This is a genomic window from Amycolatopsis sp. NPDC005961, from assembly GCF_040629235.1.
Lineage (GTDB): Bacteria > Actinomycetota > Actinomycetes > Mycobacteriales > Pseudonocardiaceae > Amycolatopsis > Amycolatopsis camponoti.
The window spans coordinates 13,960-36,718 of record NZ_JBEXVF010000006.1 but is presented as its reverse complement, the minus strand read 5'-3'; the positions used below and the strand labels follow the sequence as shown (position 1 = coordinate 36,718).

Below are 22,759 nucleotides of genomic sequence, written 5' to 3'. Positions count from 1 at the left end.
GAAACGTCTCCACAGGATCTCCACACTTCGCGCGGACCCTCTCCACCGCCGATCCCTAAGGTCGTTCGCATGGAACCGGTAGTGCGGCGAGTGCTCGTCGTCGAGGACGACGTCACCATCGCCGCGTCGATCGCGGCCCGGCTGCGGGCCGAAGGATTCAGTGTGGACGTCGCCCACGACGGGCCGGCCGCCGTCGAAGCGGAGTCGTCGTCGGAGCCGGATCTCGTGGTCCTGGACGTCATGCTCCCGGGCTTCGACGGCCTGGAGGTCTGCCGCCGGATCCAGGGGCGCCGTCCGGTGCCGGTGCTCATGCTGACCGCGCGCGCCGACGAGACGGACATGCTGGTCGGGCTGGGGGTCGGCGCCGACGACTACCTCACGAAGCCGTTCTCGATGCGAGTGCTGACGGCGCGGGTGCACGCGCTGCTGCGGCGGGTCGACCGCTCGTCGTCCGCCGCGGGCACCCGGATCGTCCTCGGCGACCTCGAGATCGACGTCGACCAGCGGCGCGTCGCCCGGGCCGGCGTCGCGGCGCAGCTGACGCCGATCGAGTTCGACCTGCTGGTGCACTTCGCGCGGCGGCCACGGGCGGTGCAGCCGCGGGAACGGCTGCTGTCGGAGGTGTGGGACTGGGACGTCCACGGCACGTCCGCGGGCACCCGCGCGGTGGACAGCCACATCAAGGCCCTGCGGCGGAAGCTCGGCGCCGACCTCATCCGGACGGTGCACGGCGTCGGGTACGCGCTGGAGGCGGGATCGTGAAGGCGTTGCTGGTCAGGGTGGTCGAGCTGCTGCCGCGGCCGTTGGACGGGGTCCGGTCGATCAAGCTGAAGCTGGCGATCCTGATGGTCGCCTCCGGCGGGGTCGCGTTCGCGTTCTTCAACTGGCAGATCGGCTGGCTGCCGCCCCGGACGACGATCACCGCGATGGTGCTGGCGCTGCTGCTGTCGCAAGTGCTGGCGCACGGCATGACCCGGCCGCTGCGCGAGATGACGGGCGCGGTGCGGGCGATGGCGAAGGGCGATTACACGCGGCGCGTCCGGGCCACCACGCGGGACGAGGTGGGCGAGCTGGCGCAGGCGTTCAACCAGATGGCCGGCGACCTCGGTGACGCGGACAAGCGGCGCCGGGAGCTCGTGGCGAACGTGTCGCACGAGCTGCGGACGCCGATCACGGCGTTGAGCGGCGTGCTCGAGAACCTGGTCGACGGCGTCGAGGACCCGGACCCGGCGACGTTGAAGACGGCGCTGCAGCAGACCGAGCGGCTGGCGACGCTGGTGGACGAGCTGCTGGACCTGTCGCGGCTCGACGCGGGGGCGATTCCGTTGCACAAGACGTCGTTCTCGCTGTCTTCGCTGCTTTCGGAGGCGGTTTCCGAAGCGGCGCTGGTGCGCGGGGTGACGTTCTCGGTTTCGGTGACACCGATCGACGCCGTGGTGACGGCCGATCGCGGCCGGCTGTTCCAGGTGGTGGCGAACCTGCTGGAGAACGCGGTCCGCCACGGCCCGGCGGGCGGTTCGGTGCGGGTGCTGGCCGAGGTGCGGCCGGGCGAGGTGCGCATCGACGTGTGCGACGAGGGACCGGGGATCGCGCCGGCCGACCGGGTACGGGTGTTCGAGCGGTTCACGCGGGGGGAGCGGCCGTCGGGCGGGGGAACGGGGCTGGGCCTGGCGATCGCTCGGTGGGCGGTGGAGCTGCACGGCGGGACGATCGGGGTGGTCTCGCCTTCGGCGGGGGTCGGGAGCCGGATCCGGGTGACTTTGCCGACGGGCTGACGCTGGGACGCCGCGTTGATCGGTGGTCGGTGCACGTGTGGACATTTGCGAATGCGAACGAGAGTTGGGGACGATGCCGAAGAGCAGGATCGACGAGCCGGGCGCGGAGAAGCCGGTGCCGAGGGGAAAGCGCTCGGCGGCAGGGGTTCGTGGACCCGGTGGGGCAGCCGAAGAAGCCTGGGCCGGAGGGGCGCCCGGCGGAGTCCGGACCGGTGGAGCCCGAGCTGGCGAAGCCGGAGTCAGCGAGGCTCGGGCAGGTAGGGCGGCCGGTGAAGCCCGGACCGGTGTGGGAGCCGGTCAAGCCTGGGCCGGTGGGGTGGCTGGCGAGGCCCGGACCGTCGGTGCCCGAGCCGGCGGTGTGGCCGTCGCCGCTCCTCCTGTCCTCATGCGGCCGATCCCGCCGCCGAGATCGGCCATCGTCCCGCTGCCTCCCGCCGTCTTGCCCGCCGCCGGGCTGGCCGGGGTGGCCGCCGCTCTCGTGCTGCCCGTCGACCGGCCCGGGGTCGGGTGGCTGCTGGCCGGGCTGGCCGTCGCCTTCGCCGTCTTCGTCGCCGATCGGCGGTCTTCGGACGGCGCCGGGTCCTTCACCTGGGGCAGCGCCGGGTGGGCCTTCCTCACCCTCGCCCTGCTCGGAATGGGCGCCCTCCGCGCCTCCGAGTGGCTGTTCGTCCTCTGTGTACTCGGCGCCGTCGTCACCGGATCGCTCGCCGTCGTGGGGAAGCGGACCGTCAACTCCGTCTTGTACGACATGTTCGCCGTCCCGCTGGAAGCCCTGCGCGCCGTGCCCTGGGCCGGACGCGGGGTCGGCCGTTTCGCCGCCCGCCGTGACGGCGTCGCCCGGCGGATCGGCCTCGCCGTGCTGGCCACCGCCGCGATCGTCGCCGTCTTCGTGCCGCTGCTCGCCAGTGCCGATGCCGTGTTCGCCGACGTCGTCAACGCCGTCGTCCCCGATCTCAGCCTCGACGTCCTCGTGCGGTGGTGTTGCGTGTTCGCCGTCGCGGCGCTGCTGGTGGCCGGAGCCTGCTACTTCCTCGCCGCCCCAGCGCATCGCGCGGAAACAGACCGTCCGTACCGGACCAAGTACGGTCTGGAGTGGACAGTCCCGCTCACCGTCCTGGTCCTGCTGTTCAGCGTGTTCGTCGGCGTCCGGCTTGTCGTGCTCTTCGGGGGCACCGGGTACGTCCTGCGCACCAGCAACCTCACCTCCGCCGAGTACGCGCGCGGCGGCTTCTGGCAGCTGTGCGCCGTCACCGTGCTGACGCTGGCGATCGTCGCGGCGGCGTTGCGCTGGGCGCCGAACGTCACGAAGGCCGACCGGCTCCGCCAGCGCGTCCTGCTGGGGGCCTTGAGCGCGCTCAGCCTGGTGCTCGCCGGGTCGGCGTTGAGTCGCATGTGGACGTACCAGGAGGCGTACGGCTTCACCGTGCTGCGGCTGCTGGTCGAGGTCTGCGAACTGTGGTTCGGCGCCGTGTTCGTGCTGGTGCTGGCGTCGCTGGTCAAGCTCCGCTCGGCGTGGCTGCCCCGCGCGGCGATCGGCACTGCCGCCGCGGCGCTGCTGGTGCTCGCCCTCCTCGACCCGGAACGCCTCATCGCCGGCGCCAACCTCGACCGCGCGGCCACCGGCAAGCCCCTCGACCACCGGTACCTGGCCGGTTTCTCCACCGACGTCGTCCCCGTGGTGTCGGCGCGACTGCCGGAGCCCCTGCGGACGTGCGTGCTGCGCCAGGTCCTCGCCGGCGACGCCCCCGACGGCTGGCCGGCCTGGAACCTCAGCCGCGCGAACGCCCGCGACGTGACTCTCGGCAACTGCTGAACCGCCGGCGCGGGCTGTGCGTGATTAAGAGCAATGCGCGGAAGCCACCGGGCCGTCGTGGGGGCGGCCCGGCGGCTTCCGCGCGCCCGGCGTCAGAACGCGAAGACGTCGTCCGAGTCGCGGTCCGCCGCGCAGCGGTTCGGGTATGACGTCCGGAACGACACCGGCTTTCCCCGCCAGGTCCCGACCACCGTCACGTCCACCGGGGCGTAGATCAGCGTGCACGCCTGGTGCCGCGCCTGGATCCGCGAGAAGTCGCCGTCCACGCCCGAAAGCACCGCGCACGCCTTGTCGCGCTTGGGGTGCGTGCCGCCCGCCGGGTCGCACGTCAGGACCACCGAGCCGATCCGGTTGGCGGTGTCGTGGCTGGTCAGCTGCAACGTCGACGCCGGGGGCTGCGCCGGGGCGAGGCAGCTCAAGCTCATCAAGCAGGCTGCGAAGGGGAGTAGGGCCATATCGGTTCCATCGGCAGCCCGAGGTCGATCACTGTGCTCCACGTCCGGGTGAGTCTTCTTCGCTCGACCGAGTGAGGTCCAGCGCCAGCAAGGCCACGTAGAGCGAGAGCATCGACTCCGGGTCCTCCAGCCGGACGCCGAGGACCTGCTCGATCCGGGCGAGCTGCTGGTAGTACGCCGTCCGCGAGGTGTGCGCCGCCGCCGCGGCCGCCGACTTGTTGCCGCCCTGCTCGCAGTAGTGCCGCAGAGCCTGCACCAGCCGGCTGCCGGACGCCGCGTCGCGCTGGAGCAGCGGCCCGAGCTCCCGGACCGCGAACGCCGTGACGCGCTCGTCGCCCGAAAGCAGGTGCAGCAGGCCGCGCAGCCGGACGTCCGACAGCCGGTGCAGCACCCGCTCGGCGCCCGCCCCCAGCGCGGCCGCCGCGACCTGGCCGGCCTCCAGCAGCGTCCGGCCCGCCTCGGCGGGCGACGAGACCGTCGTGCCGACCGCGAGCACGCCCGGCGCGCTGCCCCGGGCCTCGTGGACGTCGGTGGCGAGCCGGTGCAGCACCGTGTCCGCGTTCGCCTCCGGCGACAGCGCGATCAGCGCGCGCACGCCGAGGTCGTCCGTCGCCACCAGCGCCGACACCTTCGCGCGGCGCGCCGCGAGCACCGTCGCCTCGGCCAGTTCGCGCAGCACCGGCGGCGTGGACAGAGCCGGACGGCTGCCGATCAGCCGGGGCCGGACCGCCAGCCCGACCAGCTGCCGCCCGGTCAGCGGCACGGCCAGCGCCGACGCGCGCGCCAGCAGCTCCGCCGTCGGGGCGGGCGACGCGAGCAGCTCGTGCAGCACGGCCCGGTGGGCCTGCCGCTCCAGGCCGTCGGAATCCTTGGCGACCAGCCGGTGCACGGCCAGCGCGGACGCGGCCCGCTCGGCGACCACCCGGTGCCGGTGCGGCGGTGGGTCGGCGCAGACGACCACGAGGCGCCCCCAGTCGTGCCCGCGCGCGCCGACGACGGTCACCAGCCAGCCCGAGCCGGGGTGGTAGCCGGTCCGCTCGCCGACCTGGACGACGCGCGACCGGGCCGGCCAGCCGGTGAGCAGCTCGGCCGGGTCGGTGCCGGCCGCGTCGTAGGCGAGGACCTCGTGCGAGAGCGTCTCCAGCACCACCGGCTGCTCGGTCAGCCGGGCGACCTCGCCCAGGACGACGCCGGGTTCGGCGCCCGCGACCGTCAGCGCGGTGAACGTCTCGTGCACGCGCTCGGCGGCGCGCAGCTCGGCGACCTGGGCGTCGACGATCTGGCCGTTCACCGCCTCGGTGACGCTGACGTACCGGGTTTCGCGCGAGAGCGTCACGAGCGGCAGCCCGTGCTTCTCGGCCGCTTCGACCAGCGCGGCGGGCAGCTTGTCGCTCCAGTGCCGGACCAGCTCGATCACCAGGCCGGCCGCCCCGACCCCGGCCAGGTCGGCGACGTAGCGGGCCAGCGACGGGCCGTCGTCGGGCAGCGCGACGCCGGTCGTCAGCACCAGCTCGCTGCCGCGCAGCAGGTGCGCGATGTCGGCGACCTCGGCGACGTGCGCCCAGCGGACCGGCGCGTCGAGCCCGGCCGAGCCCGCGACGACGTGCGGACGGCCCTGGCGCAGCACCGGCAGCGCGAGCACCTCGGCGACGGTCGGGTACATGGCTCCTCGGGTCTGATCGGCAGGGACAGACTGTACGGCCGGGAGCCAACTGACGTACACGTTGTCGATGGCGGTGGCGTGGCGCCCGCCCGGAGACTCGCAGGAGACGTACTCGACCGAAGGAGCGTCCGCCGTGACCGACCACATCAGCCACTGGATCGACGGCAAGCCGTTCACCGGGACCGCCGAGCGCTCGGGCGAGGTGTTCGACCCCGCGACCGGGCAGGTGCGGGCGCGCGTCGACTTCGCCGGTGACGCCGAGGTCGAAGCCGCCGTCGCCGCGGCCAAGGCGGCGCTGCCCGGCTGGCGCGGGACGTCCCTGGCCGGCCGGACGCGGGTCATGTTCGCCTTCCGCGAGCTGCTGTCGGCGCGCAAGCACGAGCTGGCGAAGATCGTCACGAGCGAGCACGGCAAGGTCGAATCCGACGCGGCGGGCGAGGTCGCCCGCGCGATCGAGAACGTCGAGTACGCGTGCGGCGCGGCGCAGCTGCTCAAGGGCGGCTTCAGCGAGAACGCGTCCACCGGCGTCGACGTCTACTCGATCGCGCAGCCGCTCGGCGTGGTCGGCGTGATCTCGCCGTTCAACTTCCCGGCGATGGTGCCGCTCTGGTTCGTCCCGAACGCGCTGGCCTGCGGCAACACCGTCGTGCTCAAGCCGAGTGAGAAGGACCCGTCCGCCGCGGTGTTCATCGCCGAGCTGTTCGCCGAAGCGGGGCTGCCCGCGGGCGCGCTGAACGTCCTGCACGGCGACAAGGCGGCGGTCGACGGGCTCCTCGAACACGACGACGTCAAGGCGATCTCGTTCGTCGGGTCGACGCCGATCGCGCGCTACGTCTACGAAACCGGCACCCGGCACGGCAAGCGCGTCCAGGCCCTCGGCGGGGCGAAGAACCACATGGTCGTGCTGCCGGACGCGGACCTCGACCTGGCCGCCGACGCCGCGGTGTCGGCCGGGTTCGGCTCGGCGGGGGAGCGCTGCATGGCGGTGTCGGTGGTCGTCGCGGTCGACCCGATCGGCGACGAGCTGGTGCGCAAGATCACCGAGCGGATGTCCGTGCTGCGCGTCGGCGACGGCCGTGACCCCGAATCCGAGATGGGTCCGCTGGTGACGGCGGCCCACCACGCGCGGGTCCAGTCCTATGTGGACGCCGGGGTGACCGAGGGCGCGTCGCTGGTGGTGGACGGCCGCGGGATCGAGGTCTCCGGTTCGGCGGACGGCTTCTGGCTCGGCCCGACGCTGTTCGACCACGTCCGCCCGGAGATGTCGATCTACACCGACGAGATCTTCGGCCCGGTCCTGTCGGTGGCGCGCACGGCGTCCTACGACGACGCGCTGGACCTGATCAACGCGAACCCGTACGGCAACGGCGTGGCGATCTTCACCGGCGACGGCTCGTCGGCGCGGCGGTTCCAGAACGAGGTCGAGGTCGGGATGGTCGGCGTGAACGTCCCGATCCCGGTGCCGGTGGGGTACTACTCGTTCGGGGGCTGGAAGGACTCGCTGTTCGGCGACAGCCACGCCTACGGGCCGGAGGGGTTCCACTTCTTCACCCGGACGAAGGTCGTGACGTCGCGGTGGCCGGACCGCTCGCACGCCGGGGTGAACCTGGGCTTCCCGCGCAACTCCTAGGCCGGGAATCGACGGTGGGTCCGCCGGGTTGGCATCGAGGGGACCCACCGTCGACGTTAGGCAGACGAATGAGCGCGAAGAACTCCGGCACCTTCACCATCGGCGGCGACCTCCCGGTCACCCGCCTCGGGTACGGCGCCATGCAACTGACCGGCCCGGGGGTCTGGGGCGACCCCAAGGACCCGGACGAGGCCGTGCGCGTGCTGCGGCGCGCCGTCGAGCTGGGCGTGACCCTGATCGACACCGCCGACGCCTACGGCCCGTTCGTCGCGGACCTGCTGATCAAGAAGGCGCTGCACCCCTACGCCGACGACGTGGTCATCGCCACCAAGGCCGGCTTCACCCGGCAGGGGCCGAACCAGTGGATCCCGGTCGGGCGGCCCGAGTACCTGCGGCAGCAGGTCGAGCTGAGCCTGCGGCACCTCGGCGTCGACCGGATCGACCTGCTCCAGCTGCACCGGATCGACCCGAAGGTGCCGCTCGCCGAGCAGGTCGGCGAGCTGAAGAGCCTTCAGGACGAGGGCAAGATCCGGCACATCGGCCTGTCCGAGATCAGCGTGGACGAGCTGAAGGAAGCGCAGAAGACCGCCGAGATCGTGTCGGTGCAGAACCTGTTCAACCTCGCCAACCGTGACGCCGAACCGCTCCTCGACCACGCCACCGAGCACGGCATCGCCTTCATCCCGTGGTTCCCGCTCGCCACCGGCGCCCTGGCCGGGGCGGACAGCCCGCTGACCGCGCTCGCCAAGGAGCACGACGCGTCGCCGTCGCAGCTCGCGCTCGCGTGGCTGCTCAAGCGGTCGCCCGTGGTGCTGCCGATCCCGGGGACGTCGTCGGTGGCGCACCTCGAGGACAACGTCGCCGCCGCCGACATCGAGCTGACCGACGCCGAGTTCGACGCCCTGACCAAGGCGGTCTAAGCGGGCAGGACGTTGATCAGCGTTTTCGTGCGCGGAGTCAGGTAGACGGCATTGGTCCGCTCCGGCTGGATCCGCTCGCGGAGCGCGCGGTCGTCGAGGCGGAAGCTGCGGTCCTGGACCACGAGGTAGGTGAACCAGATCCGTTCCATGATGGTGTAGAGGTAGATCGGGTACTGGCCGCGCTCGGGCCGCTTCCCGTGGACCTTGCCGAAGTCGTGGGTCCAGCCGGTGATCACGACCAGCCGCCCGCTCCCGACCTCGGACAGCCGCCGCCCGCACACGAACGCGAACCAGGCCGTCGCCGCGAGGATCGGGACGAGGGCCGCCGCGGCTCCGTCGGTGATCGCGAGCGCCGCGGTCCACAGACCGGCGAGCACCAGGACCACCGCGGCCCAGAAATTGAAGTCGAGCAGCTTCCGGCGCTGCGACGGGTGGAGCCGGCCATTGCGGTTGGCCAGCTCCACCTCGGCCTGCTCGGTCACTCGGCCTCGCCTTCGGGGTGTTCCTTCTCGTAGGCCTCTTGCGTCTCGTGGTAGCGGTCCTGCTGCTCGTTCTCCTGGCGGCGGCCCTCGGTCACGACGCCGACGGTGTCCGCGGGCTTCCACCCCGGATAGCCGCCGGACTCCTGCCACGCACCCGGCTTGAGCACGCTGCGGCCGTCTTCGGAGTACTTCTTGGCCGGGCCTTCCAGCTTGTCGCCGCCGGGGACCTTCTCGCGCGCGGCGTCCTTCCAGCCTTCGGCCGTCTCCTCGGCGGACTTCGCCTCCTTGCCCGCCTGCTTGAGCTCGTTGGCCTTCCGCTCGATGCCCGCGGCCGTGTCGACCGACTTGTCCACGAGCTTGTCGACGCCCTTGCCCACCTTCTTCAGCGCGTTCGCCGCGCCTTCGAGGGCCGCCTTCGACTTGCCCGCGCCCTTCGCCAGGCTCTCCAGCTTCTCGACGATCTTCGTGATGCGCGTGCTGATCTTCTCGGCGAGCACGCCGCCCTCGACGACCGTGTCGGCGATGAACGCCGCGATCGTGCCGCCGAAGGTGCACCAGGACGCGGCCAGTGCGGCCAGGGCCTTGACGATCAGCTCGCCCACGAACGACGAGATCATGTCGCGGATCAGCCCGCGCTCGGTGCCGACCAGCGCCGCGCCGACGTTCATGGCGGTCGACGCGTCCCCGGCGTGCGACGCGGCGCCGCGCAGCACGTTGACGTAGCTTTCGGCCGTCCGCTGGTAGGCCTCGGCGGAGCCGCAGTCGCTGAAGGACTGCTGGACCTTCTTGGCCTGCTGCTCGTAGCTCTCGGCCGTCTCGGTGAGCGACTTGGCGATGTTCGTCCAGGTCACGGCCTTGGCGGTGACGGCCTCGGGCTTGCCGGCGAGCTTGTCGAGGCCGTCCTTGAGGAAGCTGATGTGCTCGATCAGCCAGCCGACCCCGGCACTGGCGAGCGACCCGAGCGGGTCCATCGCCGCGCCGAGCAGGTCGAGGGCGTCGGTGCCGACGTCCATGGCGAGGTTGCCCCAGTCGCCGTTGCGCGCGTCGGTGAGCGTGGACGCGGCGTCGCTGAAGATGCCCGCGCCGCCGGTCTGGGCGTTGACGTTGTCCAGCTCGCCCTTCGAGCCGTCGCCCATGCCGCTCCAGAAGCCGCCCGGCGATCCGGCCGTCGCGACCAGTGCGTTCTCGGTCATGCCGGGAGCTCCTTGCCGATGCCCTCGATCAGGCACTTCGTCTTGTCTTCGTGGTCGCGGAACGCCGTGTGCGCGGTCTTCACCCGGTCCGCGACCTCGTGGCCGGCCTCGACGGCGTCGCCCAGGAAGCCGTTCGCGGTCTCCACCCACACCTGGATCGGCAGCGCGAACACCTGCCCGACCAGGCCGAACGCGTCGAAGTCGAGCGCGCCGGCGGTGCCGGCGGCCTCGACCGCCTGCTGCACCCGGTCGGCGATCTGCCGGATCTCGTCCTCGTGGCCGCCGAGGACGTCGAAGTCGACCTTCATCGCCTTGCCCGCCATCACAGCCCCCGGCGCAGGATCGGGCCGCCGAAGTCCTCGTCGTCGGCCGGGCGCGGCCGGGCCGGACGCACGGGCGGCGGCGGCGGGGTTTCCGGCCGGGCTTCGGTGAATTCCCAGCGCGGCGGAGCGGCCGCTTCTTCTTCCGGTACTTCGGGCGCCGGGATCTGTTCCCGGAGGAAATGCATCGCGTCGCTGTCGGTGCCGATCACCGGCGCCATGATCGCGGTCAGCTGCTGGGCGGCGTCGACCTGCGCGCGTTTGGCAGCGGCGAGAACGGCCTGCGCGAGCCGGGCCCGCGGCAGCTCGTCGGCCCGCGGGCCGAAGGTGAGTTCCTGCAGCGCACCGCTGGTGTTGACGGTGACCGTGACGGACCCGTCGGCACTCGAAGCGGTCGCCGAGACGCGCTCGAGCCGGGCTTTCGCCTCGGCCGCGCGCCGGGCGATATCGGGCATTCCGGCCGAAGCGGGTTCATTTCGGTTCACGGCGACCTCGTAGTCGGGGAGCGGCATGCGGATCAGAGGCAGCAAACCGCTTTTCGGTTCCCTCTTCAAGCCGGAAATCCGGTGCGAAAAGAATGCATGGGAATTCATTTGTCCGTTCTTTACCCGGCTGGGACGGGCGGGGTTGAGCACGACCCGCTCAGGCTTCCGTAAACTCATGGTGAGCAGCGAGCGAGGTAGGTGAGGAACGGTGGCCAACGCGGACGAGCGCCGCTTCGACGTGCTGCGGGCGATCGTGGCCGACTACGTGTCCAACCAGGAGCCCGTCGGCTCCAAGGCGATCGTCGAGCGGCACAACCTGGGCGTGTCGAGCGCCACCGTGCGCAACGACATGGCCACCCTCGAAGAAGAGGGCTACATCACCCAGCCCCACACCAGCGCCGGCCGCGTGCCGACCGACAAGGGCTACCGCCTCTTCGTCGACCGGCTGTCCGAGATCAAGCCGCTGAGCGCTCCGGAGCGCCGGGCGATCACGACCTTCCTCGACAGCGGCACCGACCTCGACGACGTCCTCCGCCGCTCGGTCCGGCTGCTCGCGCAGCTGACCCGGCAGGTCGCCGTCGTCCAGTACCCGATGCTGACCAACGCCAAGGTGCGCCACCTCGAAGTGGTGCCGCTCACCCCGGCGCGGCTGATGCTGGTGCTGATCGCCGACAACGGCCGCGTCGACCAGCGCACCGTCGACCTCGGCGACGTCGTCACCGAAGAAGACGTGGCGCGGCTGCGGTCCGTGCTCAACACGGCCATGTCCGGACGGCGGCTCAACGAGGCCGCCGCGCGCGTCGCCGAGCTGCCCGACAAGGCACCCGGCGAGCTGCGGGACGCGCTCATCCGCGTCACCACGGTCCTGGTCGAGTCGCTGGCCGAACACCCCGAAGAACGCCTGGTCCTCGGCGGCACCGCGAACCTCACGCGCAACGTCGCCGACTTCCCGGGTTCGCTGCGCCAGGTCCTCGAAGCCCTCGAGGAGCAGGTGGTCGTGCTCAAGCTCCTGGCCGCCGCGCGCAACCCCGGTGCGATCACGGTGCGCATCGGTGAGGAAAATGAGGACGAGCAGATGCGCAGCACCTCGGTCGTCTCGATCGGTTACGGCCAGGACATGGTGCTCGGCGGCATGGGGGTGGTCGGCCCGACCCGGATGGACTACCCCGGCACGATCGCCGCGGTGCGCGCGGTCGCCAACTACGTGGGGCAGATCCTGGCCGGCCGCTGAGCCGGGCAGAGCAGAAGGAGAAGCAGAGACGGTGGCGAGGGACTACTACGGCATCCTCGGGGTGGCCAAGAACGCGAGCGATCAGGACATCAAGCGCGCGTACCGGAAGCTGGCCAGGGAGCTGCACCCCGACGTCAACCCGTCGGAAGACGCGCAGCACAAGTTCGGCGAGGTGACGACGGCCTACGAGGTGCTGTCCGACCCGCAGAAGCGCAAGATCGTCGACCTCGGCGGCGACCCGATGGACGGCGGCGCGCGCGGCGGGGGCGGCGGCGACCCGTTCGCGGGCTTCGGCGGCCTCGGCGACATCATGGACGCCTTCTTCGGCGCGGCCGGTGGTGGCGGCGGGCGCGGGCGCGGACCCCGCAGCCGCGTCCAGCCCGGCTCCGACGCGCTGATCCGGCTCGGCCTGTCCCTCGAGGACTGCGCCACCGGCGTCGACAAGGAGATCGCCGTCGACACCGCGATCGTCTGCGACCTCTGCCGCGGCGCAGGCACCACCGAAGGCACCGGCGTCAAGACGTGTGACACCTGCGGCGGCGCCGGCGAGGTCCAGTCCGTCCAGCGGTCCTTCCTCGGCCAGGTCGTCACGGCCCGCCCGTGCCCGGTCTGCCGCGGCTTCGGCGAGGTCATCCCCGACCCCTGCCGCCAGTGCGGCGGCGACGGCCGCATCCGCGCCCGCCGCAACGTCACCGCCAAGATCCCGCCGGGCGTCGGCGACGGCATGCGCATCCGCCTGTCCGGCCAGGGCGAGGTCGGCCCCGGCGGCGGTCCGGCCGGCGACCTCTACGTCGAGATCGACGAGACCCCGCACGAGGTCTTCGTCCGCCAGGGCCACGACCTGCACTGCAACTTCCGCATCCCGATGACCACCGCCGCCCTCGGCGCCACGGTGCCCATCTCCACGCTGATCGACGGCGACTACGAGCTCGACGTCGAACCCGGCACCCAGCCCACCGCCGAGCTCGTCCTCACCGGCAAGGGCATGCCCCGGCTGCGGTCCTCCGGCCGCGTCGACGGCCGTGGCGACCTCCACGTCCACATCGACGTCGTGGTCCCGACGAAGCTCGACGAAGCCCAGCGCGAGCTCCTCGTCGAACTCGCCCGGCAGCGCGGCGAGGAAGTCCCGACGCTGGCATCCAACGGCAGCAAGCACGGCGGCCTCTTCTCCAAGCTGCGCGCCAAGAACCACCGCTGACCGTGCCCGACACCACCCTGCCGGTCTTCCTCGCCGACGCCGTCCCCGCCTCCGGGCGCGCGGTGCTCGACGGCGAGGAAGCCCGGCACGCGGCCACGGTCCGCCGTCTCCGCACGGGGGAGCGGCTGATCCTTTCGAACGGCGCCGGGACCATGGCCCGCTGCGTCGTCGAAGCCGTCCAGCCCGGGCGTGACGCCGTCCTCACCCTCGCGGTCGAGGAGAGCTGGACCGAGGAACCACCCGCACTGCGCGTCGTGCTCGCCCAAGCCCTCGCCAAGGGCGACCGCGGCGAGCTCGCCGTCGAGCTCGCCACCGAAGCCGGCGTCGACGCGATCGTCCCCTGGCGAGCCGCCCGCAGCGTCGCCAAGTGGGACGACGGCGGCCGCGGCGACAAAGCCCTCGCCCGCTGGCGCGCCACCGCCCGCGCCGCCGCCAAGCAAGCCCGCCGCGCCCACGTCCCCGACGTCACCGAGCCCGTCACCACCGGCGAACTGGCCGGGCTGGCCGCCACGATGTCCCTGGTCGTCGTCCTCGAGTCCGACGTCCCCGACCGCCTCACCGACCTCGCACTGCCCGACACCGGCGACCTCCTCCTCGTCGTCGGCCCCGAAGGCGGCATCACCGACGGCGAACTCCGCACCCTGCGCGAAGCCGGCGCACGAGCCGTCCGCCTCGGCACGACCGTCCTGCGCACGTCCACCGCCGCGGCCGTCGCCCTCGGTGCGCTGGGCGCCCTCACCAGCCGGTGGCGGTGAAAAGATCACCGGAAAAAAGACCCCCGATTTTGCGCCCAGTTATGGCGCGATCACACTCCGACCCGTTACTCTCGTTTACTAACGCGCCACACACCGTTTCCGGGTTCGGCGCGCCACTGGGAAAGCACAGACCCCGCCGGGCACCTCCCCCCTCGGTCCGGCGGCCGCCGCGGTGGCGGTAGATCGACCCCCAGGGTCTACCGCTCCGCGGCCCCCCTCCCTCGCTTCGCTTCGGTCGTTGGGCCGCTTCGCGTTCGTTGTGTCTTCTGGGGGTCGGACCCCCAGACCCCCGCCGGGGCATGCCCCGGACCCCCGCGGCCCTCGCTCGGTGCCTGTTGGGTGGCGCGTCTTCCTTCGTCGGTAGGGTCTCTTCCCATGAGTGAGGATGAGACTCTCTTTGAACGGATCATTGCTGGTGAGATCCCTGCTGATGTTGTCTATCAGGATGATCTGACCTTTGCCTTCCGGGATATTCGGCCGCAGGCCAAGGTTCATGTGCTTGTTGTGCCCAAGGTTCGGTATCGGAACCTGGGGGACCTTGCTGCTGGGGATCCGGGGTTGCTGGCCGCTGTTGCGCTTGCTGCTCGGCGGGTTGCTGAGCTTGAAGGGGTTCTTGAGTCTGGGTATCGGGTTGTGTTCAACACCGATGGTGATGCCGGGCAGACTGTTTTTCATGTTCATGCCCATGTTCTGGGTGGGGAGCCTCTGGGGCTCTTCGGGGCTCCTGAGCAGGACTAGGGCAAACCCGTCTGCGTTCTGTCGGTGGGTGCCAGTAGCATCGGTGGGGTCCGTTCTCCCTCACCGAGAAAGCAGGCCTGAGGCCACGTGGCCGGAACCGTACCGGGTGGTGCCGCCCGACCCGACGTCCCCGGGGACGTCGCCAAGACCGAGGATGCCGCCGTCCAGGCAGCGCAGTCCCGGTTCCCCATTCCCGACGCCGCCGCGCTCAGCCTGCTCGGCTCCCGTGACGAGAACCTGCGTGTCGCCGAGGAGCTTCTCGCCGCCGACGTGCACGTCCGCGGCAACGAGGTCACCCTCACCGGCACCCCCGCCGACGTGGCCTTCGCCGAGCGCGTCTTCGCCGACCTCGTCACCCTCGCCACCGGCGGGCAGCAGGTCGGCCCCGACACGGTCCGCCGCACCATCGGCATGCTCTCCACCGGGGACGCGTCGCCCGCCGAGGTCCTCAGCCTCAACATCGTCTCCCGCCGCGGCAAGACCATCCGGCCCAAGACGCTCAACCAGAAGCGCTACGTCGACGCGATCGACAAGCACACCGTCGTCTTCGGCATCGGCCCCGCCGGCACCGGCAAGACCTACCTCGCCATGGCGAAGGCCGTCCAGGCCCTCCAGGCCAAGCAGGTCACCCGCATCGTGCTGACCCGCCCCGCCGTCGAAGCCGGCGAGCGCCTCGGCTACCTGCCCGGCACCCTCAACGAGAAGATCGACCCCTACCTGCGGCCGCTCTACGACGCGCTGCACGACATGGTCGAACCCGAGTCGATCCCGCGGCTCATGCAGGCCGGCACCATCGAGATCGCGCCGCTCGCCTACATGCGCGGCCGCACCTTGAACGACGCCTTCATCATCCTCGACGAGGCCCAGAACACCACGCCCGAGCAGATGAAGATGTTCCTCACCCGGCTCGGCCAGGGCTCCAAGATCGTCGTCACCGGTGACGTCACCCAGGTCGACCTGCCGAACGGCCAGCGCAGCGGCCTCCGCGTCGTGCGCGACATCCTCGGCGGCGTCGAAGGGCTCCACTTCTCCGAACTGACCAGCCAGGACGTCGTCCGGCACAAGCTCGTCGGCGACATCGTCGACGCCTACGAGAAGTGGCAGGCCGTGCAGGACGCCCAGGACCAGCAGCAAGGCAACGGCTGGAAGGGCAACCGGCGGTGAGCATCGAAATCGCCAACGAGTCCGGCGTCGACGTCGACGAGACGTCCATCGTCTCGGCGGCCCGCTACGCCCTCGACAAGATGGAGGTCAGCCCGCTCGCCGAGCTGTCCATCCTGCTCGTCACCCTCGACGTCATGGAAGACCTGCACGAACGCTGGATGGACCTGCCAGGGCCCACTGACGTCATGGCGTTCCCGATGGACGAGCTCGACTCCTCCCGCCGTCCCGACGCGCCCGACGCGTCACCGGCGCTGCTCGGGGACATCGTGCTCTGCCCGGCGTTCGCCAAGGATCAGGCCAAGACCGCGGGTCATGCCCTGATCGACGAGCTGCACCTGCTCACCGTGCACGGCTGCCTGCACCTCCTCGGCTACGACCACGCCGAACCCGCCGAAGAGCGCGAGATGTTCGCCCTCCAGAAGCGGATCCTCGGCGAGTACCAGGACGCCGTCGCCGCCCTGCAGAAGCGTGACGCCCAGCGCAACACCGACGACCGCGTCCTCGGCATCGCCGGGCTCGACGCGGCCACCACCCCGGCCGCCGAACCACCCGCCGGGGAAACGCCCTAGCGCCGGCCATGGTCCAGCTCCTGTTCGCGATCGCGCTCGTGCTCCTCGCGGGCGTGTTCGCGGCGGCCGACGCCGCCATCAGCACCGTGTCGCAAGCCCGGGCCGAAGGCCTCGCCCGGATGGGCCTGCCCGGCGCCCGCCACCTCGCGGCGGTCGTCGTCGAACGCCGCCGGCACATCAACCTGCTGCTCCTGCTGCGCCTCGGCTGCGAGCTGACGGCCACCGTGCTGGTCACCGTCTTCGTCGGCACCCGGCTCCGGCCCCTCGGCGTCGCCGTGCTGGTCACGGCGGTCGTCATGATCGTCGTGAGCTACGTCCTCATCGGCGTCGGCCCGCGCACCCTCGGCCGCCAGCACCCGTACCGCATCGGCCGCTACGTCGCCGGGCCCGTCCGCGTCCTCGGCTCGATCCTCGGCCCGCTGTCCCGGCTGCTCATCCTCATCGGTAACGCCATCACCCCCGGCCAGGGCTTTCGCGAAGGCCCGTTCACCTCCGAGGTCGAGCTGCGCGAGCTCGTCGACCTCGCCCAGGAACGCGGCGTCGTCGAGGACTCCGAGCGCGAGATGATCCACTCGGTGTTCGAGCTGGGCGACACCATCGCCCGCGAGGTCATGGTCCCGCGCACCGAGATCGTCTGGATCGAGCGCACCAAGACCGTCCGCCAGGCCCTCGCCCTGGCGCTGCGCACCGGCTTCACCCGGCTCCCGGTGATCGACGAGTCGGTCGACGACATCGTCGGCGTCGTCAACATCAAGGACCTGATGTCGGCGTACATGGACCCGGACGGGTCGAGCACGGTCGTCGACACCCTGATGAACGAAGCCTCCTTCGTCCCCGACTCGAAGCGCCTCGACGAGCTCCTCAAGGAGATGCAGCGCTCGCACCACCACATGGCGATCGCCGTCGACGAGTACGGAGGCACCGCCGGCCTGCTCACCATCGAGGACGTGCTGGAAGAGATCGTCGGGGAGATCACCGACGAGTCCGACGCCGACGAGCGCCCCGAGGTCGAGGAGCTCGCCGACGGCGCCGTCCGCGTGTCGTCCCGGATGAGCGTCGACGACCTGGGCGAGCTCTTCGGCATCGACCTCGAAGACCACGACGTGGAGACCGTGGGCGGGCTGCTCGCGGAACGACTGGGTAGGGTCCCGCTTCCGGGGGCCGAAGCCGAGGTCGCCGGCCTCCGGCTGTTCGCCGAAGGCGGCAAGGACCGGCGCGGCCGCATGCGGATCACCTCCGTGGTGGTCCACCCGGCCGACGCCGACGCGATGACCGACCCGGCCGACCGCACCACCCGGCGCCGTACGCGCCTGCCCCACCCCGACGAACGCGACAGGAGCGTCGAACATGCCTGACCTCGAGGCGGAGGACCAGAAGCTGGTCACCCTCGCCCGGTCCTCGCGCGCCCGCATCCAGGCCCCCGAAGGCGCCGCGGTCCGCGACAGCGACGGCCGCACCTACGCGGCGGGCACGGTCGACCAGCCGTCGTTCAAGCTCACCGCGCTCCAGGCCGCGGTCGCCGCGGCGCTGTCCAGCGGCGCCGAAGGCATCGAAGCGGCCGCCGTCGTCAGCGAAGAAGGACTGCTCAAGGGCGCGTCCGTGCAGGCCGTGCGCGACATCGCGAAGTACGCGCCGATCATCCTCGCCGCCCCGGACGGCACGGTTCTCGAGGTGCTGGAGCGATGACCGAGCACCGTTCCGGCTTCGCCTGCTTCGTCGGCCGTCCCAACGCGGGCAAGTCGACGCTGACCAACGCCCTCGTCGGCACCAAGGTCGCGATCACCTCCAGCAAGCCGCAGACCACGCGCCACGCGATCCGCGGCATCGTGTCCCGCGAGGACGCCCAGCTCGTCCTCATCGACACCCCCGGCCTGCACCGCCCCCGCACCCTGCTCGGCGAGCGGCTCAACGACATCGTGCACACGACGTGGTCCGAAGTGGACGTCGTCGGGTTCTGCGTGCCGGCGAACGAGAAGATCGGCCCCGGCGACAAGTTCATCGCCGGCGAGCTGCAGAAGATCGCCAAGCGCACCCCCGTCATCGGCATCGTCACGAAGACCGACCTCGTCCAGCCCCAGCAGGTCGCCGAGCAGCTGCTCGCGCTGCAGGAGGTGATGGAGTTCGCCGAGCTGATCCCGGTGTCCGCGGTGGACGGCTTCCAGGTCGGCGCGCTCGCCGACCTGCTCGTCGGCAAGCTCCCCGAAGGCCCGCAGCTCTACCCGGGCGGGGAACTCACCGACGAACCCGAGCAGACGCTGGTGGCCGAGCTGATCCGCGAGGCGGCGCTGGAAGGCGTCCGCGACGAGCTGCCGCACTCGATCGCCGTCACCGTCGAAGAGATGCTGCCGCGCGAAGGCCGTGACGACCTCATCGACGTGCACGCCTTCCTGTTCGTGGAGCGGCCCAGCCAGAAGGGCATCATCCTCGGGCACAAGGGCGAGCGGCTGCGCGAGGTCGGCGCCACCGCGCGCAAGAACATCGAGGCGCTGCTCGGCTCCAAGGTCTACCTCGACCTGCACATCAAGGTGGCCAAGGAGTGGCAGCGCGACCCCCGGCAGCTGCGCCGGCTCGGGTTCTGACGTGGCCGAGCCGCCGCGGCCGCCCGCCGACTACAACCCCGGACCCCCGCCCGCGACCAACCTGGTCTGGGGCATCGTCAGCGCCGTCCTGTGCTGCCTCCCGTTCGGCGTCCTCTCGATCTACCAGGCCGCCAAGGTCGAAAAGCTCTGGGCCCAAGGTGACCAGGACGCGGCGCTCGCGTCGGCTCGCGACGCCCGGCGGTGGGCCGTGGTCGCCGCCGTCGCCGGTGCCGTCCTGTGGGTCGCCGCGATCGTGACGATCGTGCTGCTCTTCGGAACGCTCACCGACGACGCCGCGTCGAACTGACGACGACGGCAGCAGGAGGCGATCCCGGTGACCCAGCCCTACCCGCAGTACCCGCCGCCGCCCGGCTGGCTGCCGAACTACGGGCCGCCGCCGGAGAACAACATGGTCTGGGCGATCCTGTCGACGGTGATGTGCTGCATGCCGTTGGGTATCGTCTCCATCGTGAAGGCGAGCCAGGTCAACTCCCTGTGGTTCCAGGGGTTCCACGCCGAAGCGCACCGGGCCGCCGACGAAGCCCGCAAGTGGGCGATGTGGTCGGCGATCTCGTGCGGCATCCTGCTCGCGCTCTACCTCGTGTTCATCCTGGTCATGTTCGCCCTCGTCGGCGCCTCCTTCCGGTCGCTCGTGCCATGACGACCGTCTACACGGGATACCCGGCCCGCGGGGCGAGGGCCACGCTGCGGGCGCTCGGCGCCCCGATGGCCGTCGTGGGCGGGCTCGGCGTGTGCTGCGCGGCCGTCCTGATCGGCGACCCCACGACTCCCGGCGGCTGGCTCCCCGTCTGCCCGACCAAGGCGTTGTTCGGCATCGACTGCCCGGGCTGCGGCGGCATGCGGATGGCCTACAGCCTGATGCACGGCGACCTTCCCGCGGCGCTGCACTACAACGCCGTGTCCCTCGTGTTCATCCTTCTCTTCGTCTGGAGCACGGCCGCCTGGACGGCCGGGCGGCTGCGCGGCCGTTGGGTGAACAGCTGGCTGCACTGGCGCTGGACCCCGCTGACCGTCGGCGTCGTGTTCGCCGTCTGGTTCGTCATTCGCAACCTCCCGTTCGCCCCGTTCACCGGCCTGCGCGTCTGATTTCGACGGACGGGAACCACTTCGCCACGCAGCGCGTCGGACGCTCGCCGGGTTCACCCGGACAGTGGACGCCTGGGCAGCGCTGCCGCAGGTGAACCGAGTACGCTCCCGCGGACCAATGCCGTACATTCGGCGCGGTTCCGCACGGAGCGTGCGGTGGAGTGACCAGCGAGGGGGAGACACAGATGACCGATCCCTACGGTCAGCAGCCGTTCGGGCAGCAGCCCGGTGGCCAGCAACCGTTCGGACAACCGCAGCCCGGTCAGGCGCCGCCGCCGTACGGGCAGCCCGCCCCGTACGGGCAGCCGGCACCGTTCGGCCAGCCGGGAACTCCCTTCGGTGCACCCCAGAACTACGCGAACTGGGGCCAGCGCGCGGTCGCACTGCTGATCGACCAGGCGCCGGTGCTCGTCATTTACCTCATCGCGGTCATCCTCTTCGTCTCCGGCGCCTACGGGCTCGGCGGGACCCTGTACGGCATCGGTGCGCTCGCCGGCATCGGCTGGGCCGTCTACAACCGGTGGATCCAGCAGGGCAACACCGGTCAGTCGCTGGGCAAGCGGATCGCCGGCATCAAGCTGATCGGCGAGCAGACCGGGCAGCCGATCGGCGCCGGGTCGGCGTTCCTGCGCGACCTCTGCCACATCGTCGACGGCGCGGCCTGCTACATCGGGTTCCTGTGGCCGCTCTGGGACGACAAGAGCCAGACGTTCGCGGACAAGATCGTCGGCACGGTCGTGGTGCAGGCCGACGCCGCGCCCGGCCAGGCGCCGTTCGGGCAGCAGCCCGGCGCGCAGCAGCCCTTCGCCGGCGGCTACCCGCCGGCGGGCCAGCAGCCCGGCCAGCCGGGCCAGCAGCCCGGCCAGCCGGGCCAGCAGCCCGGCCAGCCGGGCCAGTTCGGCCAGCCGCCGTCCGCCGGTTTCCCGCAGCAGCCCCAGTCCGGTGGTTTCGGCCAGCCCACGCCGGGTGGTTTCCCGCAGCAGCCGTCGTCCGGCGGGTTCCCGCAGGACCCGTCGTCCGGTGGGTTCGGCCAGCCGCCGCAGCCGGGCGGCTTCGGGCAGCAGCCGGGCCGGCCGCTCGCCCCGCCGCCGGGCGGTTCCGCCTTCGACGAGGTCGAGCGCACGCAGATGCTCCGCCCGGACTCCGCCGGCAGTGGGTCCGCGTTCGACGAAGAGGCCGAGCGGACGCAGATGCTGCGTCCGGAAGGCCAGGGCGACTCCGGAGAAACCCGGAAGATCCAACCCGGTCAGTACGGCCAGCCGCCGAACGACCAGCCGCCGCACCACTGAGGCACGTTTTTTCCGCAGGACCGCCGGGGTGACCCGGCGGACGTTCACGAGTAATTGGGGTAGACGTTCATGACCAATCCCTACGGCCAGCAGCAGCCGCCTTACGGTCAGCAGCCGCAGTCCGGCGGTTTCCCGCAGCAGCAGCCCGGTTACGGCCCGCCGTCGGGCGGGATGCCCGCCTACGGCCAGCCCGCGCCGTACGGCCAGCCCCCGTCCGGCGGCTTCGGCACCCCCGGCTACGGCATGCCCGGCGGTGGCGGCGACATCAACGCCATCAAGGACTACAAGGGCTGGGCGATCGCCTCGCTCTTCCTGGGCGGCCTGATCCTCGGCATCTTCGCGATCATGAAGTCGAACGAGGTCGGCACGTACAAGATGCAGGGCAACTACATGATGGCGGAGCAGGCGTCGCGCACCACCAAGACGCTCTGCCTGATCTCCACCATCCTGGGCAGCATCGGCTGCGTCGTGGCGATCATCGCGATCATCGCCTCGGCCGTGGCCGTCAGCACCTGCTACGGCTACTACTGCTGATCCCGGCGGTTCGGCGGGGCGCTCCACCCCGGCATCACCCGAGAGTGGGACGATGTCGGGGTGGTGAACCTCTACCGCGACACCGGGGTGGTGTTGCGCACGCACAAGCTGGGTGAGGCCGACCGGATCGTCACCCTGCTCACGCGACGGCACGGCAAGGTCCGCGCCGTCGCGAAGGGCGTGCGGCGGACGTCTTCGCGGTTCGGGGCCCGGCTGGAGCCGTTCGGCCACGTCGACGTGCAGTTCTACACCGGGCGCACCCTCGATGTGATCACCCAGGTCGAGACCGTCGACGCGTTCCACCTGCCGCTGGTCGCCGACTACCAGCGCTACACCGCGGCCAGCGCGATCGCCGAAACCGCGGACCGGCTCTCGGCCGAAGAGGGCGAGCCGGTGCTCAAGCTCTACCTCCTCGTCTGCGGCGCCCTGCGGTCCCTCGCCGCCGGGGAGCGGGACGCGTCCCTCGTGCTCGACGCGTTCTTCCTCCGCGCGATGTCCTACGCCGGCTGGGCGCCCGCGCTCACCGAATGCGCCCGCTGCGGCCTGCCGGGCCCGCACGTCGCGTTCAGCGTCGCCGCCGGCGGCTCGATGTGCCAGGACTGCCGCGTGCCCGGCTGCGTGCACCCCGCGCCCGAGGTCCTCGACCTGCTCACCGCCCTCCTGCACGGCGAATGGCCGCTGGCCGAGTCGACGCTGCAGGGCACCCGCCGCGACGCGAGCGGCCTGGTCGCGGCCCATCTGCAGTGGCATCTGGAGCGTCAGCTCCGGTCCCTTCCCCTGGTCGAACGACGCGCTCGGGAAGCCGTGGTGCCCGGGCAGTAGGGTCGGCCCTGATCGGTTTCACCATCCAGGGAGGCTC

Annotated in this window: 26 protein-coding genes; 20 read left to right on the top strand and 6 right to left on the bottom strand. The window is 71.5% G+C overall.

The features are described from left to right. Positions 1-69 precede the first annotated feature (69 nt). The 3 genes from ABZ342_RS07515 to ABZ342_RS07505 all read left to right on the top strand — a co-directional run bounded on the left by ABZ342_RS07515 (position 70) and on the right by ABZ342_RS07505 (position 3,588). Positions 70-762 (top strand): response regulator transcription factor, encoded by a 693-nt coding sequence (locus tag ABZ342_RS07515; protein ID WP_155545732.1) that lies wholly within the window; start codon positions 70-72, stop codon positions 760-762. After that, positions 759-1,775, top strand: coding sequence for a HAMP domain-containing sensor histidine kinase (locus ABZ342_RS07510; protein ID WP_360469841.1), 1,017 nt, complete (start codon positions 759-761; stop codon positions 1,773-1,775). Before ABZ342_RS07515 ends, ABZ342_RS07510 begins: the two co-directional genes overlap by 4 nt. A gap of 385 nt (positions 1,776-2,160) precedes the next feature. Next, on the top strand, positions 2,161-3,588 hold the full coding sequence (locus ABZ342_RS07505) for a DUF4173 domain-containing protein (protein ID WP_360469839.1): 1,428 nt from the start codon (positions 2,161-2,163) through the stop codon (positions 3,586-3,588). A gap of 92 nt (positions 3,589-3,680) precedes the next feature. Here ABZ342_RS07505 and ABZ342_RS07500 read toward each other — a convergent pair whose 3' ends face one another. Next, on the bottom strand, positions 3,681-4,013 hold the full coding sequence (locus tag ABZ342_RS07500; RefSeq protein ID WP_360469836.1) for an SSI family serine proteinase inhibitor: 333 nt from the start codon (positions 4,011-4,013) through the stop codon (positions 3,681-3,683). Positions 4,014-4,071: 58 nt separating this feature from the next. Beyond that, on the bottom strand, positions 4,072-5,706 hold the full coding sequence (locus ABZ342_RS07495; RefSeq protein ID WP_360469833.1) for a PucR family transcriptional regulator ligand-binding domain-containing protein: 1,635 nt from the start codon (positions 5,704-5,706) through the stop codon (positions 4,072-4,074). 133 nt (positions 5,707-5,839) lie between these two features. Between ABZ342_RS07495 and ABZ342_RS07490 the strand changes: the two genes are divergently transcribed. Both ABZ342_RS07490 and ABZ342_RS07485 read left to right on the top strand, forming a co-directional pair. Further along, positions 5,840-7,336, top strand: coding sequence for a CoA-acylating methylmalonate-semialdehyde dehydrogenase (locus ABZ342_RS07490; protein ID WP_360469830.1), 1,497 nt, complete (start codon positions 5,840-5,842; stop codon positions 7,334-7,336). 68 nt (positions 7,337-7,404) lie between these two features. After that, positions 7,405-8,256, top strand: coding sequence for an aldo/keto reductase (locus tag ABZ342_RS07485; RefSeq protein ID WP_360469827.1), 852 nt, complete (start codon positions 7,405-7,407; stop codon positions 8,254-8,256). On the opposite strand, the gene ABZ342_RS07480 is transcribed toward ABZ342_RS07485, so the two are convergent. From ABZ342_RS07480 to ABZ342_RS07465, 4 genes are read right to left on the bottom strand one after another with little or no spacing between them, the layout of a single operon-like run. Next, on the bottom strand, positions 8,253-8,738 hold the full coding sequence (locus tag ABZ342_RS07480) for a hypothetical protein (RefSeq protein WP_360469825.1): 486 nt from the start codon (positions 8,736-8,738) through the stop codon (positions 8,253-8,255). The two genes, ABZ342_RS07485 and ABZ342_RS07480, sit on opposite strands and share 4 nt — an antisense overlap. After that, positions 8,735-9,931, bottom strand: a complete 1,197-nt coding sequence (locus ABZ342_RS07475) for a hypothetical protein (RefSeq protein ID WP_360469822.1) — start codon at positions 9,929-9,931, stop codon at positions 8,735-8,737. Before ABZ342_RS07475 ends, ABZ342_RS07480 begins: the two co-directional genes overlap by 4 nt. Then, positions 9,928-10,254 carry a type VII secretion target gene (locus ABZ342_RS07470; RefSeq protein ID WP_360469819.1) on the bottom strand — a complete coding sequence of 109 codons (327 nt, stop codon included), beginning with the start codon at positions 10,252-10,254 and terminating at the stop codon, positions 9,928-9,930. Before ABZ342_RS07470 ends, ABZ342_RS07475 begins: the two co-directional genes overlap by 4 nt. Beyond that, positions 10,254-10,913 carry a YbaB/EbfC family nucleoid-associated protein gene (locus tag ABZ342_RS07465; protein WP_360469817.1) on the bottom strand — a complete coding sequence of 220 codons (660 nt, stop codon included), beginning with the start codon at positions 10,911-10,913 and terminating at the stop codon, positions 10,254-10,256. Before ABZ342_RS07465 ends, ABZ342_RS07470 begins: the two co-directional genes overlap by 1 nt. A 31-nt stretch (positions 10,914-10,944) precedes the next feature. Between ABZ342_RS07465 and hrcA the strand changes: the two genes are divergently transcribed. The 15 genes from hrcA (at position 10,945) to recO (ending at position 22,722) form a co-directional block, all read left to right on the top strand. Next, positions 10,945-11,967, top strand: coding sequence for a heat-inducible transcriptional repressor HrcA (hrcA, locus tag ABZ342_RS07460; RefSeq protein ID WP_155545739.1), 1,023 nt, complete (start codon positions 10,945-10,947; stop codon positions 11,965-11,967). Positions 11,968-11,998: 31 nt separating this feature from the next. Continuing rightward, positions 11,999-13,165 (top strand): molecular chaperone DnaJ, encoded by a 1,167-nt coding sequence (gene dnaJ, locus ABZ342_RS07455; protein ID WP_155545740.1) that lies wholly within the window; start codon positions 11,999-12,001, stop codon positions 13,163-13,165. 2 nt (positions 13,166-13,167) lie between these two features. Further along, positions 13,168-13,920: a 16S rRNA (uracil(1498)-N(3))-methyltransferase gene (locus ABZ342_RS07450; RefSeq protein ID WP_360469814.1), complete on the top strand. Its 753-nt coding sequence runs from the start codon at positions 13,168-13,170 to the stop codon at positions 13,918-13,920. Positions 13,921-14,295: 375 nt separating this feature from the next. After that, complete coding sequence (locus tag ABZ342_RS07445; protein ID WP_360469811.1) at positions 14,296-14,658, top strand: histidine triad nucleotide-binding protein; 363 nt, start codon at positions 14,296-14,298, stop codon at positions 14,656-14,658. A gap of 87 nt (positions 14,659-14,745) precedes the next feature. Beyond that, on the top strand, positions 14,746-15,822 hold the full coding sequence (locus ABZ342_RS07440; RefSeq protein ID WP_155545743.1) for a PhoH family protein: 1,077 nt from the start codon (positions 14,746-14,748) through the stop codon (positions 15,820-15,822). Then, positions 15,819-16,391, top strand: coding sequence for an rRNA maturation RNase YbeY (ybeY, locus tag ABZ342_RS07435; protein ID WP_285998443.1), 573 nt, complete (start codon positions 15,819-15,821; stop codon positions 16,389-16,391). Before ABZ342_RS07440 ends, ybeY begins: the two co-directional genes overlap by 4 nt. A gap of 8 nt (positions 16,392-16,399) precedes the next feature. Then, the gene (locus ABZ342_RS07430) at positions 16,400-17,746 is read left to right on the top strand and encodes a hemolysin family protein (RefSeq protein WP_155545745.1); all 1,347 of its coding nucleotides are present in this window, start codon (positions 16,400-16,402) and stop codon (positions 17,744-17,746) included. Continuing rightward, entirely contained in the window at positions 17,739-18,077 is a 339-nt protein-coding gene (locus tag ABZ342_RS07425; RefSeq protein WP_360469806.1) for a cytidine deaminase, read from the top strand. The genes ABZ342_RS07430 and ABZ342_RS07425 overlap by 8 nt, the downstream gene beginning before the upstream one ends. Then, a complete protein-coding gene (era, locus tag ABZ342_RS07420; protein WP_155545747.1) occupies positions 18,074-18,970 on the top strand; it encodes a GTPase Era in 897 nt (298 codons plus the stop codon). The genes ABZ342_RS07425 and era overlap by 4 nt, the downstream gene beginning before the upstream one ends. A 1-nt stretch (position 18,971) precedes the next feature. Then, the gene (locus ABZ342_RS07415) at positions 18,972-19,277 is read left to right on the top strand and encodes a CD225/dispanin family protein (protein WP_155545748.1); all 306 of its coding nucleotides are present in this window, start codon (positions 18,972-18,974) and stop codon (positions 19,275-19,277) included. Between the two features lie 27 nt (positions 19,278-19,304). After that, positions 19,305-19,631 (top strand): CD225/dispanin family protein, encoded by a 327-nt coding sequence (locus ABZ342_RS07410; protein ID WP_360469803.1) that lies wholly within the window; start codon positions 19,305-19,307, stop codon positions 19,629-19,631. Beyond that, on the top strand, positions 19,628-20,077 hold the full coding sequence (locus ABZ342_RS07405; protein ID WP_360469800.1) for a DUF2752 domain-containing protein: 450 nt from the start codon (positions 19,628-19,630) through the stop codon (positions 20,075-20,077). Before ABZ342_RS07410 ends, ABZ342_RS07405 begins: the two co-directional genes overlap by 4 nt. 185 nt (positions 20,078-20,262) lie before the next feature. Beyond that, complete coding sequence (locus ABZ342_RS07400) at positions 20,263-21,366, top strand: RDD family protein (protein WP_360469797.1); 1,104 nt, start codon at positions 20,263-20,265, stop codon at positions 21,364-21,366. Positions 21,367-21,435: 69 nt separating this feature from the next. Continuing rightward, positions 21,436-21,900, top strand: coding sequence for a CD225/dispanin family protein (locus ABZ342_RS07395; protein ID WP_155545752.1), 465 nt, complete (start codon positions 21,436-21,438; stop codon positions 21,898-21,900). Between the two features lie 60 nt (positions 21,901-21,960). Next, positions 21,961-22,722 (top strand): DNA repair protein RecO, encoded by a 762-nt coding sequence (recO, locus tag ABZ342_RS07390; protein WP_360469794.1) that lies wholly within the window; start codon positions 21,961-21,963, stop codon positions 22,720-22,722. The last annotated feature ends 37 nt before the right edge of the window (positions 22,723-22,759 follow it).

Bases quoted from the DNA above. Each gene is read 5' to 3' on its own strand.
- ABZ342_RS07515 (WP_155545732.1), top strand. From the start codon at position 70: ATGGAACCGGTAGTGCGGCGAGTGCTCGTCGTCGAGGACGACGTCACC.
- ABZ342_RS07505 (WP_360469839.1), top strand. From the start codon at position 2,161: ATGCGGCCGATCCCGCCGCCGAGATCGGCCATCGTCCCGCTGCCTCCC.
- ABZ342_RS07500 (WP_360469836.1), bottom strand. From the start codon at position 4,013: ATGAGCTTGAGCTGCCTCGCCCCGGCGCAGCCCCCGGCGTCGACGTTG.
- ABZ342_RS07495 (WP_360469833.1), bottom strand. From the start codon at position 5,706: ATGTACCCGACCGTCGCCGAGGTGCTCGCGCTGCCGGTGCTGCGCCAG.
- ABZ342_RS07485 (WP_360469827.1), top strand. From the start codon at position 7,405: ATGAGCGCGAAGAACTCCGGCACCTTCACCATCGGCGGCGACCTCCCG.
- ABZ342_RS07475 (WP_360469822.1), bottom strand. From the start codon at position 9,931: ATGACCGAGAACGCACTGGTCGCGACGGCCGGATCGCCGGGCGGCTTC.
- ABZ342_RS07470 (WP_360469819.1), bottom strand. From the start codon at position 10,254: ATGGCGGGCAAGGCGATGAAGGTCGACTTCGACGTCCTCGGCGGCCAC.
- ABZ342_RS07465 (WP_360469817.1), bottom strand. From the start codon at position 10,913: ATGAGTTTACGGAAGCCTGAGCGGGTCGTGCTCAACCCCGCCCGTCCC.
- ABZ342_RS07445 (WP_360469811.1), top strand. From the start codon at position 14,296: ATGAGTGAGGATGAGACTCTCTTTGAACGGATCATTGCTGGTGAGATC.
- ABZ342_RS07430 (WP_155545745.1), top strand. From the start codon at position 16,400: ATGGTCCAGCTCCTGTTCGCGATCGCGCTCGTGCTCCTCGCGGGCGTG.
- ABZ342_RS07425 (WP_360469806.1), top strand. From the start codon at position 17,739: ATGCCTGACCTCGAGGCGGAGGACCAGAAGCTGGTCACCCTCGCCCGG.
- era (WP_155545747.1), top strand. From the start codon at position 18,074: ATGACCGAGCACCGTTCCGGCTTCGCCTGCTTCGTCGGCCGTCCCAAC.
- ABZ342_RS07405 (WP_360469800.1), top strand. From the start codon at position 19,628: ATGACGACCGTCTACACGGGATACCCGGCCCGCGGGGCGAGGGCCACG.
- ABZ342_RS07400 (WP_360469797.1), top strand. From the start codon at position 20,263: ATGACCGATCCCTACGGTCAGCAGCCGTTCGGGCAGCAGCCCGGTGGC.
- ABZ342_RS07395 (WP_155545752.1), top strand. From the start codon at position 21,436: ATGACCAATCCCTACGGCCAGCAGCAGCCGCCTTACGGTCAGCAGCCG.